The organism is Providencia rettgeri, from assembly GCF_041075285.1.
Lineage (GTDB): Bacteria > Pseudomonadota > Gammaproteobacteria > Enterobacterales > Enterobacteriaceae > Providencia > Providencia rettgeri_G.
The window spans coordinates 3672888-3688911 of record NZ_CP163512.1; the positions used below are offsets into that span (position 1 = coordinate 3672888).

General features: G+C 39.5%; 15 protein-coding genes. 5 read left to right on the plus strand and 10 right to left on the minus strand.

The genetic code is table 11. The features are described from left to right. Window positions 1–80 precede the first annotated feature (80 nt). Window positions 81–2597, plus strand: a complete 2517-nt coding sequence (mrcA, locus tag AB6N04_RS16855; RefSeq protein ID WP_369309372.1) for a peptidoglycan glycosyltransferase/peptidoglycan DD-transpeptidase MrcA — start codon at window positions 81–83, stop codon at window positions 2595–2597. A gap of 163 nt (window positions 2598–2760) precedes the next feature. Here the strand turns inward: mrcA and nudE are convergent, their stop codons facing one another. Beyond that, window positions 2761–3312 (minus strand): ADP compounds hydrolase NudE, encoded by a 552-nt coding sequence (nudE, locus tag AB6N04_RS16860; RefSeq protein ID WP_369309373.1) that lies wholly within the window; start codon window positions 3310–3312, stop codon window positions 2761–2763. 324 nt (window positions 3313–3636) lie between these two features. Here nudE and AB6N04_RS16865 point away from each other — a divergent pair, with 324 nt between their 5' ends. The 4 genes from AB6N04_RS16865 to pckA all read left to right on the plus strand — a co-directional run bounded on the left by AB6N04_RS16865 (window position 3637) and on the right by pckA (window position 8952). Further along, window positions 3637–5736 carry an IgaA/UmoB family intracellular growth attenuator gene (locus AB6N04_RS16865; protein WP_369309374.1) on the plus strand — a complete coding sequence of 700 codons (2100 nt, stop codon included), beginning with the start codon at window positions 3637–3639 and terminating at the stop codon, window positions 5734–5736. A gap of 63 nt (window positions 5737–5799) precedes the next feature. Further along, window positions 5800–6210 (plus strand): ribosome-associated heat shock protein Hsp15, encoded by a 411-nt coding sequence (gene hslR / locus AB6N04_RS16870; protein WP_369309375.1) that lies wholly within the window; start codon window positions 5800–5802, stop codon window positions 6208–6210. Window positions 6211–6256: 46 nt separating this feature from the next. Beyond that, window positions 6257–7129, plus strand: a complete 873-nt coding sequence (gene hslO / locus AB6N04_RS16875) for an Hsp33 family molecular chaperone HslO (RefSeq protein ID WP_369309376.1) — start codon at window positions 6257–6259, stop codon at window positions 7127–7129. Window positions 7130–7332: 203 nt separating this feature from the next. Beyond that, window positions 7333–8952 (plus strand): phosphoenolpyruvate carboxykinase (ATP), encoded by a 1620-nt coding sequence (pckA, locus tag AB6N04_RS16880; protein WP_369309377.1) that lies wholly within the window; start codon window positions 7333–7335, stop codon window positions 8950–8952. 68 nt (window positions 8953–9020) lie between these two features. On the opposite strand, the gene AB6N04_RS16885 is transcribed toward pckA, so the two are convergent. The 9 genes from AB6N04_RS16885 to AB6N04_RS16925 all read right to left on the minus strand — a co-directional run bounded on the left by AB6N04_RS16885 (window position 9021) and on the right by AB6N04_RS16925 (window position 15959). Further along, on the minus strand, window positions 9021–9719 hold the full coding sequence (locus AB6N04_RS16885; RefSeq protein ID WP_369309378.1) for a pirin family protein: 699 nt from the start codon (window positions 9717–9719) through the stop codon (window positions 9021–9023). Window positions 9720–10218: 499 nt separating this feature from the next. Then, window positions 10219–10845: a two component system response regulator gene (locus tag AB6N04_RS16890; protein ID WP_369309379.1), complete on the minus strand. Its 627-nt coding sequence runs from the start codon at window positions 10843–10845 to the stop codon at window positions 10219–10221. Between the two features lie 132 nt (window positions 10846–10977). Then, a complete protein-coding gene (locus AB6N04_RS16895; protein ID WP_369309380.1) occupies window positions 10978–11379 on the minus strand; it encodes a hypothetical protein in 402 nt (133 codons plus the stop codon). Between the two features lie 39 nt (window positions 11380–11418). Then, the gene (locus tag AB6N04_RS16900) at window positions 11419–12018 is read right to left on the minus strand and encodes a hypothetical protein (RefSeq protein ID WP_369309381.1); all 600 of its coding nucleotides are present in this window, start codon (window positions 12016–12018) and stop codon (window positions 11419–11421) included. Between the two features lie 20 nt (window positions 12019–12038). Next, window positions 12039–12908: a hypothetical protein gene (locus AB6N04_RS16905; RefSeq protein WP_369309382.1), complete on the minus strand. Its 870-nt coding sequence runs from the start codon at window positions 12906–12908 to the stop codon at window positions 12039–12041. Between the two features lie 5 nt (window positions 12909–12913). Continuing rightward, complete coding sequence (gene sctE, locus AB6N04_RS16910; RefSeq protein WP_369309383.1) at window positions 12914–14419, minus strand: type III secretion system translocon subunit SctE; 1506 nt, start codon at window positions 14417–14419, stop codon at window positions 12914–12916. After that, on the minus strand, window positions 14419–14901 hold the full coding sequence (locus AB6N04_RS16915) for a SycD/LcrH family type III secretion system chaperone (RefSeq protein WP_369309384.1): 483 nt from the start codon (window positions 14899–14901) through the stop codon (window positions 14419–14421). Before AB6N04_RS16915 ends, sctE begins: the two co-directional genes overlap by 1 nt. 52 nt (window positions 14902–14953) lie before the next feature. Further along, window positions 14954–15307 (minus strand): hypothetical protein, encoded by a 354-nt coding sequence (locus tag AB6N04_RS16920; RefSeq protein ID WP_369309385.1) that lies wholly within the window; start codon window positions 15305–15307, stop codon window positions 14954–14956. A gap of 40 nt (window positions 15308–15347) precedes the next feature. Then, a complete protein-coding gene (locus AB6N04_RS16925) occupies window positions 15348–15959 on the minus strand; it encodes a hypothetical protein (protein WP_369309386.1) in 612 nt (203 codons plus the stop codon). Window positions 15960–16024: the final 65 nt, after the last annotated feature.

Sequence of the window (16024 nt, forward strand, 5' to 3'; positions counted from 1 at the left end):
TTCTATTGTGCTGTATAAGCTTTATACTATGCGTTAGTGATATCTAAACCCTCTTGTTAGCCGAGCATGGGAATTTTCCGGTGAAGTTCGTAAAATATTTTTTTATTCTTATTTTCTGTTGCATTTTTTTGGGAACCGCCTCGATTTATGGCATGTATAAATATGTCGAAGGTGAGTTACCTGATGTTGCAACCATGAAAGACATTCGTCTGCAAATTCCAATGCAGGTATATAGCGCAGATAATGAGTTAATCGCCCAATATGGCGAAAAACGTCGTATTCCACTTCCACTGACTGAGATCCCCCCTTTGCTGGTGAAAGCGTTTATTGCGACAGAAGATAGCCGTTTTTATGATCACCATGGTATTGACCCAATTGGTATTTTCCGTGCGGTATCCGTAATGGCGTCATCTGGCCATGCGTCACAAGGAGCGAGTACCATTACTCAGCAGCTGGCGAGAAACTTTTATTTAAGCCCAGAAAAAACCTTAATGCGCAAAGCGAAAGAGGCATTCTTAGCTATTCGCATCGAACAGCTTTTTTCGAAAGATGAGATTATGGAGTTGTACCTAAATAAAATTTATTTGGGTAACCGTGCTTATGGTGTTGGGGCGGCGGCTTATGTCTATTTCGGGAAAACCGTTAATGAACTCACGCTAAGTGAAATGGCGATGATTGCTGGGTTACCAAAAGCGCCGTCAACATTCAACCCATTGTATTCTTATGATCGTGCGGTCAATCGTCGGAATGTTGTGCTTTCTCGTATGTTGGAAGAAAAGTACATTACGAAAGACCAGTATGACCAAGCGAGAAATGAAAAAATTGTCGCGTCCTATCATGCACCGAAGATTGATTTCTCAGCGCCTTATTTAGCCGAAATGGCACGCCAAACGCTGTATGATAAATACGGTGAAGATGCATATACCGACGGTTACAAAGTTTACACGACGGTGATCCGCAAAGATCAGGAAGCCGCAACCGAGGCTGTGCGTAATAATCTGATCGACTATGATACTCGCCATGGTTATCGTGGCCCAGCAGAAGTGCTGTGGAAGTCAGGCGAAACGGCTTGGACATCTGAAAAAATTATTGAAAAGTTGAAGAAATCCCCTGTTTATGGGCCCCTTATGCCTGCTGTCGTATTATCAGCAACAGGTTCTGAGGCGAGCGTTATGCTAGCGGATGGTTCAAAAATTGATATTACGATGGCTGGCGTGCGCTGGGCGCGTAAATTTATTTCGGATACCCAACAAGGTGCATCACCAAGGGCCGTGAATGCGGTTGTTCAAGCGGGTGAGCAAATTTGGGTTCGTAAAGTTAAAGACAATTGGTGGTTGGCGCAAGTTCCTGATGTCAATGCAGCTTTTGTTGCACTTAATCCTAATGACGGTGCGATTATCGCATTAGTGGGCGGTTTTGATTTTAATATGAGTGAGTTTAACCGCGTAACGCAATCATTGCGCCAAGTGGGGTCGAATATTAAGCCGTTCTTGTATACCGCAGCGATGGATAAAGGCCTGACATTGTCTTCTTTGCTGAATGATGTACCAATTAGTCGTTGGGATGCCGGTGCAGGTTCTGACTGGCGTCCGAAAAACTCACCACCACGCTATGATGGGCCAATTCGTTTACGTCAAGGGTTAGGGCAGTCGAAAAACGTGGTGATGGTGCGCGCAATGCGAGCTATGGGGGTTGATTATGCAGCAGATTACCTGATGCGTTTTGGCTTTCCTCGTGAAAATATTAACCGTACAGAGGCGTTAGCGTTAGGTGCGCCGTCATTTACACCAATGCAAATGGTGCGTGGCTATGCGGTTATGGTCAATGGTGGTTACCTCATTGACCCATACTATATTTTGAAGATCGAAAATCACAATGATGAAGTGATATTTGAAGCCAATCCTAAATTAGCGTGCCCTGATTGCACTCATATTCCTGTTGTTTATGGTGATACCGAGCGCACCATTGAAATGAAAGGGATTGATGATGAATCAACAGAAGAAGTGACTCAATCCGGTCGTAACGAAATGGCTCAAGAACCCACAATGGAAGTGGCAGTGTCCAGTGAGAAAAATGAGAGTCCGGGATCTCAATACGCTCCTCATGTTATTGGTACGCCACTCGCATTTTTAATTCGTGACGCGATGATGACCAATATTTATGGTGAGCCAGGCTGGTCTGCTACAGGTTGGCGTGCCGCAAGGGATTTAGGTGGCCGACGTGATATCGGTGGAAAAACAGGTACAACGAATAGCTCGAAAGACGCTTGGTTCTCTGGTTATGGTCCTGATGTTGTGGCGTCCGCTTGGATAGGCTTTGATGATAATAAACGCACACTTGGTCGTGGTGAAGCTGGTGCGAAGAGTGCCCAACCGATGTGGAATGATTTTATGAAATCAATTCTTGACGGTGTTCCTGTGAAGATGATGAAGCCACCAAAAGGGATTATCTCTGTGTCTATTGATAGTAGAACGGGCAAACTAGGGTCATCTCGCCGCGAGTATTTTATCGAAGGAACTGAACCTAAAGAATATTCGGTACAAGAAGTGGGAACAACCATTTCAACCGAAGGTGGCGCTAGCCAGGAATTATTCTAAAAAGTCGGGTCTTAACGTTATCTTGATGAACACCCCACTGTTATCAAAACATGGGGTGTTTTTTTATGATAAAACACGCTAAATGAGTGTAAAATGGCATATTAAGGTAAGGATAGCCATAGAAAAAAAACGTGACTTATATAAAATACACAAATAAGTAGTGTCACTTACTACTTTTTAAGTAACGTTCTAAGTAGAAAAGTGCGCTAATATTTCGTGCTTCATTGAAGTCTGGGTGTTCTAGCAATTCCATCATGCGTGCAATCGGCCACTTAACTTGTTGCAGTGGTTCAGGCTCATCACCTTCAAGTTTTTCGCTATACAGGTTTTGCGCTAGTAATATGTTCATTTTGCTAGAAAAATAAGATGGTGACATAGTCAGCTTAGCGAGCTGAATAATGCTTTTTGCACCATAGCCTATTTCTTCTTTGAGCTCGCGCTGCGCGGCTTCTAGTGCAATTTCGCCTGGGTCGATAGCCCCTTTAGGGAAACCAAGTTCGTAGTTTTCAATCCCTACGGCGTATTCGCGGATTAGAATTAGGTGGTCATCAATAATAGGAATAATGAGGACGGCTTCGCGTTTCGCAGGACGCATTCTTTCATAGACTCGTTTTTCACCGTTGCTGAATTCGAGATCAACTGACTGGATACAGAATAATTTTGATTGAGCGACATCTTGAATATTCAAGATTTTAGGTTTTTTTAGCTCTGTCATAACGATTTCCAAACAAGATGGGAGAAACTTATTGCTAAAAGCATGTTTCATTTATTTATGTGGTATTTTTACTCGGCGTTGCCAGTATTTTGACATCATGATGTCACTATGACCTATATCAAAAAAAAATGATAGAGATGATCGAGTAGATAAATGGCTGTTAGCCTATTCGTGCACGGGGATAGCACAGATAAATAAATAAAATATTTTTTTACAACATATTGTAAAATAAAATAAAAACCATAAATAGAATAGGAATCGGCTTATTTTGAGAAAGCAGAAGGGTTGCTATGCTTTTCTTATTCATTTTCTGTTGGGGAAACAATGTTAAATCATGTCATTATAACGGCTATTGTTGTTATTAGCCTAACTATAATGGCTTCCTTCCTGTATTTCAGGCGGGGGCGGCACTCTGGTGTCTATCAGATACCGTCGGTGGCCTCACCTTCCTTTCGTAAAATGATTGATTCCGACTACCAAACAATCACGCAGTATTTAAATTATTCCGCTTCAATTTCGAATACTCCTTCACATAAGCCGTGGCAAATTAAGAAAAATTCGACAATCGCGACCGTTTGCCATTCCGTGACACGTTTTAATTTACGTCAAGAACAAGGAAATAGCTGGCGCTATTTTATCGACACAATTGAAGTGCAACTTCCATCACAGCTTGAGCCTTACTTGCAACGGCAAAATGTCATGGAGATAGTGGAGACGGATCATTTACCGCTGATTGTATCGATGAATAGTCATTCATTAAAGGATTTTAGTCATGAATGGCTCGGCAATGCTGCATCGTTCACTGCTGCCCCTGAAGCGGCTATCCAAGAGCGTGGGCAACATAATGTGGAATTACTGCGTGTTCGTCAAGAAACGCCAGAGGAACACCGTTTATATCATTCCACAGGGTGGTTAGGTGCAGGGCTGATTTGCTTAAGTTTTTTACTCGGCTACATCACCTTAATTTCTATACGGATTTTGCAAGGGTGGGGACTTGCGATCGCATTACTGGTTTTTATTATCGGCGCGTTAGTCCTCTTTCGTTCAAAAATGTTTCCTCGTAAGTACCAAGATGTTCAGTGTATTTATGGGCAGCCAAAGCGCTGGGAATTGTATGGTGAATTAGATAAAAAATACTCCACTAATGCCTCTGTTGGTGGTATAGATTTACATTATCCTCCTCATTGGGAAGACTATTTAAAATACGAAGCAGATAGACCCGTAAATATTGATTTTTACCCAACGGGGGAAGTCATTCGCCATGGGCAATATCTGTCGCTGCATGAAGAAGAGCGGTATTATCCTTATAAGCGTTACAAAAAAAATGTACTGATGTTCATCGGTGCATTAGTTGTAATTGCCCTAGTGTTTTCTTACCAATCCATGAGTCTGCCCATTAAATTGGGTTTTGCTTGGTTTGGCGGAACACAAAAAATCAATGTGACTGACGTGACTGAGCTTGTTTCTCATAAACTGAAAATTGGAGATACCCTAACCGCGCAAGGTAAGGGGATGTGTTATCGTCCTCCGAATTTAGATGACACCAATCAGGCACAATTCGTTCCATTTGATTGTTCAGGTATTTATTGGAATAACATCAGTTTGTCGACAGAGCCTCAGTCTGAAGTCGCTGATCGATCCATATCCTTACTTAACACAGTCAAAAGCCAATTGCATCCTGATAAAAATGCTATTGGCGTAAACCCAAGATTACAGCGCGACATCATGAAATCAGGAATGAATATTATCTTTGATTTTTCCGCCATTATTATGCAAACAGACCAATTGTGTCATGATGATAACGCCTGTCTAAAACTCAAAAATGCCCTGACAAACCTAGGAAGTACCGATGAGTGGTCGACATTAGTCAGTAAAGCATCATCAGGAAAATTAAGTGGTGCGCATGTTTTATTACGTGCAGGAAGTGCTGAGGCCTTGGAAAATATCGTTGAAGACACCACATATGAATTTATCAGGAAAGAAATAGACAAAGAAGTACGTAAAATTAACAGCCCTCCCCCAGGTGGAGTGTTGTTTGTGAGTGATGAAAACAAGCCTCTAGTGGATTTAATGGTGGGGCCATCGTTTAATTTTAATGAGTTGTCACAACTGGAACGTTGGAAAGAGCTTCATCGTTTATCGAATTTGTTAATTAACACCCCCTTTAATGTGGCGGGGATTGTGACTAACTTATCGACAGATGCCAATGGCACACTGCATATCGTGTTACATGAAGAGCCAAATGAAGATATTGTCTCACAATATGTCTGTAGTACACTTTTTGTCTTGTTTCTTATCTTTTGTGCGTTATTGAACGGTTCGCTAATTGTGTTTCGTATTTTGAATAATAAGAAGCGACTACGTAATATTACGCAATACTACGACAAATGCTTTGAGGCTAATAACCCTTCCAATCGTCATTAGCAATACCCCGAAATGGTGGGAGCCTCATTTTAGTTTGATGAAGACTGATTGTGAGGAGGCACCGTGAATCAATCGTCTATAGAACCTGTTCGCCTCGATAAGTGGCTTTGGGCTGCGCGTTTTTATAAAACACGCTCTCTCGCTCGTGAAATGATTGATGGCGGAAAAGTTCATTATAATGGGCAAAGAACCAAGCCCGGAAAAATCGTCGAGCTTCATGCATTGGTGAAGCTGAGGCAGGGAAATGATGAACGGACGATTGAGATCATTGAAATCAGTAGTCAGCGTAGAGGGGCACCTGAAGCTCAATTACTTTATCGTGAAACGGCAGAAAGCATTGAACAACGGGAAAAAATAGCGGCCGCGCGCAAAATGAATGCGCTAACAATGCCTCATCCAGAGCGTCGTCCAGATAAAAAAGAGCGACGAACTCTGCTAAAATTTAAACAAACGAATTCCCATGAGCCATCTTAATGATGGCCAGAGCAACCGCCCGAGCAATAGGCAATAGAGAGAAATTATGTCAAAACCAGACCAACTCCATCGTTTTCTGTTTGAACAACATTCCGTACGTGGAGAAATGATTAGCGTCGATAAGACCTTTGAACACATTTTAGAAAATCATGATTATCCCATCGCAGTAAAAGGCTTATTGGGCGAGCTGCTTGTTGCGACCAGTTTATTAACGGCAACGCTGAAATTTGATGGTGATATTACCGTTCAAATCCAAGGTGATGGCCCTGTTAAAATGGCTGTTATTAATGGTAATAACCTACAACAAATGCGCGGCGTTGCGCGCGTTGATGGCCCCGTTGTGGCAGGAAGTACGCTTAAGCAAATGATTGGCAATGGGTTTATGGTCATTACCATTACCCCTAAACAAGGGGAACGTTACCAAGGGATTGTGGCGATTGAAGGGAATTCTATCGAAGAAAGTATTGATGCGTACTTCCGTCAATCAGAGCAGTTACCAACGCGTTTATTTATTCGTGTGGGAGAAGTTGACGGTAAGGCAAGTGCGGGGGGGATGTTATTGCAAGTGTTGCCTGCTGCGGACGATACTAGCCACGACTTTTTTGATCACTTAGTGCAACTGACGGCAACCATTAAGGGCCAAGAGTTGAGTACATTGGGTGTTAAAGAGGTTTTATACCGTCTGTATCACGAAGAAGATATTACTTTATATGACCCACAATCTGTGGAGTTTCGTTGTACCTGTTCAAGGGAACGTTGTGAAAGCACACTTGCAACTTTACCTAAAGAGGATGTTATCAGTATTTTGCACAAAGATGGAAAAATTGATATGGAGTGTGAATATTGTGGCACACACTACGTATTTATTGAATCCGATATTGAAGGGTTAAATGATGAGCGAAATCAGCAACTTCACTGATACGATTTAGCAACCTAATTATGTGACAAGGGTGCAATTCTGCACCTTTTTTTTATAATTTTAAAGCATTATTACGTGCTCTAAGTCTCATTATGAATTAAAAAAAATTATACATTTTCAATTCTTTGATAACTATCGCTGTTAATTAGTCGTAAAGAATTATGATCATCTGCAGATTAGTTATGTTTACCAGGAGCAAAATAATGAGCGCTAAAAGCATTACCCTGAAGGAACTTGAAAAGTACGGTATTCATGATGTCGCTGAAGTGGTTTATAACCCAAGTTATGAACTATTATTCACGGAAGAAACCAAACCAGAACTTGAAGGTTATGAACGTGGCACAGTGACCACATTAGGTGCGGTTGCAGTCGATACAGGTATCTTTACGGGTCGTTCACCAAAAGATAAATATATTGTTCGTGATGATGTTACTCGCGATACAGTATGGTGGGCAGACCAAGGCAAAGGTAAAAACGATAACAAACCAATGAGCCAAGAGGTTTGGAGCAGTCTGAAGCATCTTGTGACTGAGCAGTTATCCGGCAAGCGTCTGTTTGTTGTTGATGCATTCTGTGGTGCGAACGCAGATACTCGCCTGAAAGTCCGTTTTATCACTGAAGTTGCATGGCAAGCTCACTTTGTTAAAAACATGTTTATTCGTCCATCCGATGAAGAACTCGTGGGTTTTGAACCTGATTTTATCGTGATGAACGGTGCAAAATGCACTAACCCTAACTGGAAAGAACAAGGTCTGAACTCAGAGAACTTTGTTGCTTTCAACTTAACTGAACGCATGCAGTTAATCGGTGGCTCTTGGTACGGCGGTGAAATGAAGAAAGGTATGTTCTCAATGATGAACTACCTGCTGCCATTAAAAGGCATCGCTTCAATGCACTGTTCTGCTAACGTGGGTGAAGATGGCGACGTTGCTATTTTCTTCGGTTTATCAGGCACAGGTAAAACCACACTGTCTACTGATCCAAAACGTAAGTTAATTGGTGATGATGAGCACGGCTGGGATGACGATGGCGTATTCAACTTCGAAGGCGGTTGTTACGCGAAGACGATCAATTTGTCTAAAGAAGCTGAGCCAGACATCTATGGCGCAATTAAACGTGACGCTCTACTAGAAAACGTCATGGTATTGGCTGATGGATCTGTTGATTTCAATGATGGTTCTAAGACTGAAAACACCCGTGTTTCTTATCCAATCTACCATATCGAAAACATCGTTAAGCCAGTTTCTAAAGCGGGTCACGCAACAAAAGTTATCTTCCTGACGGCAGATGCATTTGGTGTGTTACCGCCAGTCTCCCGTTTAACAGCTGAGCAAACTCAGTACCACTTCTTGTCTGGCTTCACCGCGAAATTAGCCGGTACAGAGCGTGGTGTCACTGAACCAACACCAACGTTCTCAGCGTGTTTTGGCGCGGCTTTCTTATCACTGCACCCAACACAATACGCAGAAGTATTAGTTAAACGTATGGAAGCTGCGGGAGCGAAAGCTTATTTAGTGAATACAGGCTGGAATGGAACAGGTAAACGTATCTCAATCAAAGATACTCGTGCCATCATTGATGCAATATTAAGTGGCGATATCGAAAAAGCCGATACCATTAAACTGCCAATTTTTGATTTAGAAGTCCCAACAGCATTACCTGGCGTGGATACGAATATTCTTGATCCGCGTAATACTTATGCAGATAAAGCACAGTGGGATGAAAAAGCGAAGGATTTAGCGAACCGTTTCGTGAATAACTTCGACAAGTACACGGATACACCAGCAGGTGCTGCTTTAGTGAAAGCCGGCCCTAAACTGTAATTCGTTAATGTGTTTTGTGTGATAGAAAAAGGCTCTACACAGTAGAGCCTTTCTTGTTGATATTGCGATTATTCGGCAGAAGGCAGGTCAAATAACAGAATTTCGCTGTCTTCATCCGCTTTGATGGTTAAGTTAGCTTCTTCCCAAATAGCTAACCCATCACTGGTAGAGGCTTTTTGACCATTAACGTCAACGTTACCTTTAACGACTTGGATCCAGACGACACGTTTTTGTGCGATCTCGTGGGTTTGTACGTCATTTGCAGGTAATGCCCAGCGCCATAAAGCCATATCTTGATAAACTTTCAGTGAACCGTCACGAGCATCAGGTGACAGAACCAATTGTTTGCCATCAAGTGAATCAAAGCGCTTTTGTTCATAACGTGGTTCAATACCTGTTTTTTCAGGAATGATCCAGATTTGGTACAAATGTAGCTCTTTATCACTGCTTGGGTTGTATTCTGAGTGGCGGATCCCCGTTCCTGCACTCATAATTTGAAACTCACCCGCTGGAATTTGTTCCATATTACCCATGCTGTCTTTATGTTCGACAGTGCCATTTAGCACATAGGTCAAAATTTCCATGTCTTTATGAGGGTGAGTACCAAAACCCTGTCCTGCGGCAATAAAGTCTTCGTTAATCACTCTCAGAGCCGAAAAGCCCATAAATTTTTCATCGTAGTAGCTAGAGAATGAAAAAGTGTGCCAACTGTCGAGCCAACCATGGTTAGCATGCCCACGTTCATTTGCTTTGCGTAAATAGATCATTGTGTTATCTCCTAGCTGGATAATCCAACCGTGGTTGAACTTCTCTCTAAATCAATTGCTGACAGTTTAACCGTTTTACTCAGGGAGAAAAGTAGCTGCTATTAACCATAGGATCCAAAAAATTTGAATAAGTACGTTTGAGATAAGTGAAGGAAATGGATGGATATGGCGTTGCGGAAATTGTAGTCAACTCACTTGTTAATGTAGATAAAAAAATAGCCAGCACAAGGCTGGCTAAAGTAAACACTGGAAGCAATGTGAGCAATGTCGTACCTCCAACAATGGGTGACTAAGTAACCGTATCGAGGAGGTGATATTAATGATAATGCTTATCACTATCATTTGTAAAGCATTATTTTTAACCAAAATAATATATCTTATAATTAATAATGTAATTATATGATTTATATAAAATTTAAATATTAACCATTGTTTTTCAATGGATTAAATAATTTTAGTGCCTAAAAAGAGCCTACTTTTTATCAAGAATATATAAAAACTAGCAAATTCCTAATCGGTAAGCCCATTTTACTAACCCGACAGAACTGTGTGTGCCCAACTTACGCATTAGGTTCAGACGATGTGTCTCAACTGTCTTTATGGTGATTTTTAAGTCTTCCGCAATATCTCGATTGCGCCGTTCTTCTGATATTAGCTTGAGTATTTGCCTTTCACGCATCGTGAGGCGTACAGGCTCTTTTGTTTGGGGTAACTCAAGGATTTGTGCCTCACTGAGTTGTGGATCGATAAATACGCGATCCATAAAAACAACAGATTGTAGGGCGGATAATAAAGTTTGTTGTGAGCTATTTTTTAGCACATAACCCATCGCACCCGCATTTATCGCGGAGCAAGCGCGATGCTCTACGCAGTCAGCAGTTAAGACAATAACTCTGAGCTCATGCCATCGTTGCTTTAAGCGACAAATAACATCGATACCATCCATTCCGGGTAAACCAAGATCTAATATGATGATATCTGGCATTAATTTCTGACAAGTTTCATAAACCTGCAGCCCATTAGTGACTTCACCGATGACTTCATATTCTGGAAGGTATGAAAGAAAATGCTTTATTCCGGCACTTAATAATACATGATCTTCGACTAATAAGACTTTTTTCTTCATTTTAACTTTATAGGATTTATTTACTATTAATTATACTTTTATAGATAATTTGTTATAGATGTCAAATAATATTTTTATTTTTTTATTTTATAATATTTGAAGTGTATTTATTTTATATGTCTATTTTATTTATTATCTTTTAAATTGATAAACTAGCCATTTCTCATTATCAATATCATTCCATTCGGCTCCCTGTGATATAAGTGCATTTATTAGTCGTTGACGAAGGTTAGTGAGTTTAGGGTGAGGACTATTTAAAAATAGCCCTCTAACTGATTCTATTTGGGTAAGTGACTTTTCCAAATCATGAATGAATTTAATAAAAGAAATTGCAGAAGTTCCTTTATTTTCACATGATGATGTCGATGTGAAATCACAAATAATTAATTCCTTGTTATCTAATCGATAAATGACTTCAAAGTCAGGGTAGGTAACTTTCCAGCCGATAAAAACTTCACTCTGATTAAAGAAAGTTTTAATTGGATTTTTACCTTTTTTATATAAATAGTCTGTGACGATATCTACTTGCATCATGTTTTTCTATCTTTTTTATAAGAAATAAGTGATTAATAATTAAAATCTTACAGCGGAAAAAATTCTATCTCGTAATTCATTCAGCTCTCGAGTTAAATTCGCCATACGTTTAGAGGCTTCAGCACCTGAATCTGCGATATTTGACAATGACTTATAGTATTCAGTTGCTGAACTAGATTGAAAGTCACCGAGCGCTTGTTTCTTTTGTGCATCTCGAGTGGTATTTGCCATGCCAGCAGAAACGGAACCTTCGGTAAGCCTTCCGAGACCACTTGTTCCTGATGATATAAATTCTCCACCTAAACTTGCTCCTCTTGCAATACCTAAGCCAGCCCCCGCTACACTGATAACACCCGAGGTTGTCTTTGCAATTGCATTCGATAGTGTTGCTTTGTAATTTAGTTCAATGGCTGCTTGTTTTGTGGCTATTGCGGTCAGTTCTTTTTTAAATGCGGTGCTTTGTTGTGATGCATAGTGATCTCGCTGTATATCACGCATATCACTATTTATTTTTTGTAGTAATAAAACCATGACATCTATTGTCGCGCAGATACCAAGAGAGGTTGATGTACGAGATATTTCGCTGCTATTAATATTAATTTCTTCGATATTGTTTGTCTTTTCACTGATGGTGTTCATATTCTTACCTTATTTAGTGTTTATTTTTTAGAAAATGCATTATCATTTTTAACAATAGCGTTGGCGATCTCATTACTATCTAAATTGATAAAATTATTTGCCTCACTGAGTAATGAATACATCATGCTTTTATCAATTGAATATAATGAACCTAGCATGGATTGACTTATATTACTGACTTGGCTTCCTAATTCGGTATAGTCATTCAACTGTTGAGCTGAAGTATGCTGTGCGATAGATTGGCCTTCATGAAGTACCTCGGCACTACATGTTGTTGTATCATTTATTTCTTTAATACTAATGGGAGAAAAATTATTATTTGTCTGTGATTGGTAATAGTTAACTCCTGCTGTTGGAGTTTGTTTTATAGCATCAATTAACATTGTCTTACTAGAGTTCAATGTACTTTGGTTGATTAACTCTGAACTTATGCAACCTAAGGTATAATTAATAATATGTATAGAAGATAGCGTCGGTAATATTTGCTCCCCTCTTTTTCGCATACTTTCACCTACTTTTCCCATTAATTCAATCAACAATGAAATAATATCGATAAGCTTACTTTCGCTTAAATTGAGTGATTTCACTGTATTGTCCCAATCTTCATTTGTTGGTATACAGTTTGAGAAAACACCAGGCGCTGATTCTTCTATTAAAGCGAGTAGCTTTTGTTGCTGTGGTGCGTCTTGCTTGAGGTCATCAATTGCAGTCTTCGAATGAGATGTAAAATCAATGAGCTCATAATTTAGTTGCTCCTCGGTAAATTTAATGGGAAAAGTCGCTAATGCCTTTTCATTAGAAGCCAATATTATCTCAGGGTGACTGTTTATTCCTTGTATCGGTTGAGAATTATCAATCAATGCCCCATTTGTTGTGGAAGAGATATGCATCTTAATTAAACCATCGATGAAGCCATATGCATTTGTGTGGATGCAATTGTACTTAATAGCTTAGTTCCATCTTGGATGACATTCGCTTTGTCTTCTTGTAAAGAACTCACTTTCTTTACTGTTTCCTTTTTTTCTTCCTCAAAAAATTCGAATAGATTTTGAAGCCAATTTTGGTCCAGCATCAATTGATCTATTTGTTTTTGTAGCTTGGCTTTTTGTATTTCTAAAGCGCCAATAGAGATTTGTTGAGTGCCTGTCATTACCACTCTAGATGACTGCAAAAAGAAATCTAGACGGGTTACCGAAGCTTTGCTGACCGCTTTTAAAACGTCTTTTTGTATTTGTTTGGATACATTCTTAATCAATGTATCGGTGGTAATTTGTGTGCCATGTTTAGCCGCCTTTTTCGCTGCTTTTTGCGCTGCTTTTTCTACTGATTTAGTAACCATTTCTTCAATGGCCTTTTGTGAGAAAGCATCTACCATCTTGTTAAACATACTTTTACTGACGCTTTCCGCAGCTTGCTGACCTAGTTTATTAATAACTTTATTACCAACTTGGGTACTGACTTCTTGGCCAATTGATTTTGAAAGGCTTTTGATGGCGGTTTGGCTACCTTCTTTTATTGCGGCATTTAACGCTTCACCTGCCCCTTCTTGTAAAACTTTAGTGGCAACTTTGGGGACAATCTTTGTTGCAAGCGCATTACGGACAGCGCTGGTAATATCAATAGTGGCTCCTATAATTTCGAATGATAGCTGAGCTTTACCAAACTTATCTGCCATTGCATGGTATTTTTCTGCATTATTAGAGTCGATTAAAGCCATTGTATTAGCGACTGCTTTACCAATCCCTGCAAGCCCAGCCATAAAATCCATGGAACCACTTGCGGCCATTAATGCATTACCTGATAGCGTTCCCCCTACCACTTTTGCAACGCCAACAACCACTTCAACAGTGGCAATGACCCAGTCGAAAATCACGCCAATAATGCCCGCTTTTCTCGCTTTATCTTGTTGCTCTACAGCGTTATTCATCTGTTCTCGAATATTTTTAACCTCTTCCATTCGCAGCAAGTCTTGCTTCTTGGTGATAATTTCTAGCATTTCACCTTTTGTGGCTGCAATATCGCCTAATACCTGCCCGACGAGTAATAATGATGCTGCAAACATTGAATTCATTGGCAGCCCTTCTACTGTCGTCAAAGACATATTGATTATCGGATTGTTTACGCGACTGTTTTTATTCTCCACAGAAAGTTGGTTCAATGTTTGAAATAGATTATCAAGGTCGTCGGCAGCTTGAGCTTGTGTGACTTCCTCTGTATTTGCTTTTGGTGTCGCCAATTCCGTCAGTGGTCGACTATGCTTTGGGGAAAAATTATTTAATTCACAACGTTGAAATGAAATTGCTTGAGCAGTATTTTTAGTAATGTCTGTTGGTATTTCATTTATCCAATTTTCTGATGGTATATTTTTATTATAAAAAGAATGAGTAAGGGACATCGACATTATTGTGCCTCCAATATGGTTTTTAGCATTTCGCGTGCACTTTGTTTTATATCTTGATATTCAGAACGATCGCCGCACCAACCTATAGCCGCATTGAAGGCTTTAGCTGAATATGTGGTATTACCAAGCAAGTGATAGCTCAGACCTGCAAAAAATGAAGGGCGGGGATCATCAATTTTTATGATCCCTGCACGTGAAAAATGAGTTATGGCATCTTCATGGTTGCCTAAGCGTTGATGGCATAACCCTAAAGCAATTAGATATTCAGGTTCCCATTGATCAAAACAGCTTAATAAATGATAAATATTATGTGCAGCAGAGAAATTGTGAGTATCAAACAACTGATTAGCATATGCGTAAAGCCGTGCTAATTGCTGGCTATTTAAACCAGCAATTAATTTTAATGAGCCACCACGCGCTAAAAAATGTTGCAAATTATCATCGCTTTCAGATTGCGACGGAGTGCTAACGGTTTTTGGCATATAAATCTCATGATGATAGCAATAGAGGAATTTAAAAAATAAGAAATAAAAATTAAACAAAATTACGATATTGTTTTTTTGTTATATTTTTTTTCTTTTCTAATATTAAATTAGCGTTTTTCTCTTCAATATTATCAACCGAAAGTTGCGCAAACTGTTTTTTTAATTGATTAAAAACATGTTTCACTTCTTCTGATTGTTTAATGATTTTTTTAGTATCCTCAGAATTTATGACATTATTGAATTTAGTGAGTTTATGTAAAGCATCTGGATCTTGGTTAGCTTTATCATGCAGCTCTTTAATTTCATTTTGCAATAAATTAAATTCATCAATTTGTTTTTTGACATTCATTCTGCAACGTTGTAATTCATTAATCATATTTTTAAACTGAATTAATGTGTTCATCTTCAATCCTATAATAATAGTATCAACGATACTCTAATTATTAGCGAATAGATTGAGCGATGGATTTAGTGGATTCGGCATTCATGCTTTGAATACTATTTGCCATTGTCACTGCGGTATTGAAGTTCTGCATAAGCTGTTGAAGTTTAAGCTGATTTTGTTGTACGAAATCGGATGCACGACCAGAAGCTGACTCTAACGCGGCTTTAACGGCGGTTAAATCACCTTTATCTAATTTTCCATTTTTGCCTTTCATAAAGTCATCAATACTTTGGTTACCATCAATCATGATATTGTTAACTCGCATATAATGAATAACATCTGGAGGTAACTCACCCGTCGAATCAGGCTTATCTAAATCAGCAATAACGCGGTCAACTCGGTTAGCCATATCTTGAGCATCACGAGCTACTTCTGTCTTTTTAGACATGGCTTCAAATTTTGAATTCGCTAGCTCAGTAAATAACAACATAATGTTTTCCATGGTAACCATAGCTGTACCCATAAGGGAATGGTTTGTCATTGCACTTCGGTAAGCCGTATCACCATGACTTACATTATTATCATTGTTTATTAGACTACCGCCGGCATATGATGTCTCTGGAGTAGGGTAGAGGTTTGCACCATTTTGGTCAAAATCGTAATAAACCATAGTTTTTTCCTTTATAATTACATGTTGATAAACTTGCGAAGATAAATGCTTCGTGATTAGTAAGG

What these genes read in the sequence shown, in the direction of transcription:
- nudE (WP_369309373.1), bottom strand. Translation starts at nt 3,312, where the DNA reads ATGACAGAGCTAAAAAAACCTAAAATCTTGAATATTCAAGATGTCGCT.
- AB6N04_RS16865 (WP_369309374.1), top strand. Translation starts at nt 3,637, where the DNA reads ATGTTAAATCATGTCATTATAACGGCTATTGTTGTTATTAGCCTAACT.
- hslO (WP_369309376.1), top strand. Translation starts at nt 6,257, where the DNA reads ATGTCAAAACCAGACCAACTCCATCGTTTTCTGTTTGAACAACATTCC.
- pckA (WP_369309377.1), top strand. Translation starts at nt 7,333, where the DNA reads ATGAGCGCTAAAAGCATTACCCTGAAGGAACTTGAAAAGTACGGTATT.
- AB6N04_RS16885 (WP_369309378.1), bottom strand. Translation starts at nt 9,719, where the DNA reads ATGATCTATTTACGCAAAGCAAATGAACGTGGGCATGCTAACCATGGT.
- AB6N04_RS16890 (WP_369309379.1), bottom strand. Translation starts at nt 10,845, where the DNA reads ATGAAGAAAAAAGTCTTATTAGTCGAAGATCATGTATTATTAAGTGCC.
- AB6N04_RS16895 (WP_369309380.1), bottom strand. Translation starts at nt 11,379, where the DNA reads ATGATGCAAGTAGATATCGTCACAGACTATTTATATAAAAAAGGTAAA.
- AB6N04_RS16900 (WP_369309381.1), bottom strand. Translation starts at nt 12,018, where the DNA reads ATGAACACCATCAGTGAAAAGACAAACAATATCGAAGAAATTAATATT.
- AB6N04_RS16905 (WP_369309382.1), bottom strand. Translation starts at nt 12,908, where the DNA reads ATGCATATCTCTTCCACAACAAATGGGGCATTGATTGATAATTCTCAA.
- sctE (WP_369309383.1), bottom strand. Translation starts at nt 14,419, where the DNA reads ATGTCGATGTCCCTTACTCATTCTTTTTATAATAAAAATATACCATCA.
- AB6N04_RS16915 (WP_369309384.1), bottom strand. Translation starts at nt 14,901, where the DNA reads ATGCCAAAAACCGTTAGCACTCCGTCGCAATCTGAAAGCGATGATAAT.
- AB6N04_RS16920 (WP_369309385.1), bottom strand. Translation starts at nt 15,307, where the DNA reads ATGAACACATTAATTCAGTTTAAAAATATGATTAATGAATTACAACGT.
- AB6N04_RS16925 (WP_369309386.1), bottom strand. Translation starts at nt 15,959, where the DNA reads ATGGTTTATTACGATTTTGACCAAAATGGTGCAAACCTCTACCCTACT.